Raw genomic sequence first — 1,736 nt, forward strand, 5'->3', positions numbered from 1 at the left:
GCTGTACCGCACCAGTGCGGTGGAAGTCGAGTGTGGGTTGGGGTTTGGTTGGAGCCATGCGCTGGCCCATCGTCTGGTGGTGTCGGGCGATTCGGTGGTGTGGATCGACCATGAGAATCGCTCGACTACCCTGCCCTTGCCCACCGATTCTCGGCCCGCGATCACCAATAGCCTGGCCGAAGCGGCGATCTATTTAGGTTCGGCGCCTGACGAGTTGGTGTTGGCCCAGGCCTCGCGTTTCTACAACTTTCGCGACGGTGTGCTGACAACCATCAGCGATGCGTATGACAACCGGCTGCGCCTTTGCCGGGATCGTTCTGGGCGGATTGAGCGGCTGGATAACGGCGCCGGTCGTTCGTTGCTGCTGCGTTATGAGTTGGGTCGCATCGTCGCGGTGGACTATCAGGTGCATCGCGCCAAAGGGCGTGAGCCCTACGTGTGGGTCACCGAGCAAAACGTTGTTTCCTACGCCTATGACGAAGCGGGACGACTGGTTTGCGCGACCAATGCTGTCGGAGAAAGCGAGCGTTATCGGTACGACGATCAGCACGTCATTCTCGAGCGGCAGTTGGCCGGTGGCGCGAGTTTCTTCTGGGAATGGGAACACGCTGGCAAGGCGGCGCGCTGCGTCCGGCATTGGGCAAGTTTTTCGCAGATGGACACGCGCTATGCCTGGGGGGATGACGGGCGCGTCACGGTGCATAACGCCGATGGTAGCCAGGAGGTGTATGTCCATGACCAGCGGGCACGGCTGGTGCAGAGGATTGATCCGGACGGCGCCACGCACTTTAAATCCTACGACAACCAGGGGCGGCTGACCGTCGAGCAAGATCCGATGGGCGCGGTGACGGCCTATCAGTATGACGACGCCGGACGCCTGGTCGCGCTGTTTCCGGGGGATGATGAGCCAACGTCCTACGAGCATGACAACGATTTTGTACGGGTTGTTCGGCGTGGGGAGGCGGTCTGGAAATATGAGCGTAATGAGCAAGGCGATGTTACGCGTAGGACCGATCCCGATGGAGAGGCTACTGACTACAGCTACAACAAACAGGGGCAACTGACTGGAGTTTGGTATCCCGACAGCAGTTGTCATCGGTTGGTGTGGAACGAGCGGGGGCAGTTGCTTGAGGAGCAATTGCCCAATGGTGGGATCAAGCGTTATCGCTATGACGACCTCGGAAGGCAAATCGCCCGTGAGGATGAGCACGGCGCGCAAACAGTCTATGAATGGGACAGCGTCGGTCGGCTGATTCGCCTCGTCTTGCCAGGCGGCGCCACACGCGAATTCAGCTACAATCCCTACGGCAAAATCATCGCCGAACGCGACGAACTCGGCCACGTCACCCGCTACGAATACGCAGACGGCCTGCACCTGATCAGCCGCCGTCTCAACGCCGACGGCACTCAGGTCAAATACCGCTACGACAACGCCCGGCTGCTCCTCACCGAGATCGAAAACGAAGCCGGCGAAACCTACCAACTCAACTACCACTCCAACGGCCTGATCCGCCAGGAAACCGGCTTCGACGGCCAACGCACCGCGTATGCCTACGACCTTAACGGCAACCTGCTGGAGAAAACCGAATACGGCGACGATGGCAGTCAGCTAATCACCCGCTACGTGCGCGACCACGCCGGGCGCCTTGTAAGAAAAACCCTGCCCGACAGCAACGTTGTCGACTACGCCTACGACCGCCAAGGCAACCTCCTCAGCGTCGAAGACGGTCACTGGG

General features: G+C 60.1%; 1 protein-coding gene. It reads left to right on the forward strand.

What is annotated here, in order from left to right; translation table 11 throughout:
• Positions 1 to 1,736, forward strand: a 1,736-nt coding sequence (locus GIW04_RS30465) for a DUF6531 domain-containing protein (RefSeq protein ID WP_442962827.1), incomplete at both ends; no start/stop codon positions are given.

The organism is Pseudomonas sp. PA-4-8C, from assembly GCF_021606625.1.
In the GTDB taxonomy this organism is placed as follows: Bacteria; Pseudomonadota; Gammaproteobacteria; order Pseudomonadales; family Pseudomonadaceae; genus Aquipseudomonas; species Aquipseudomonas lactis.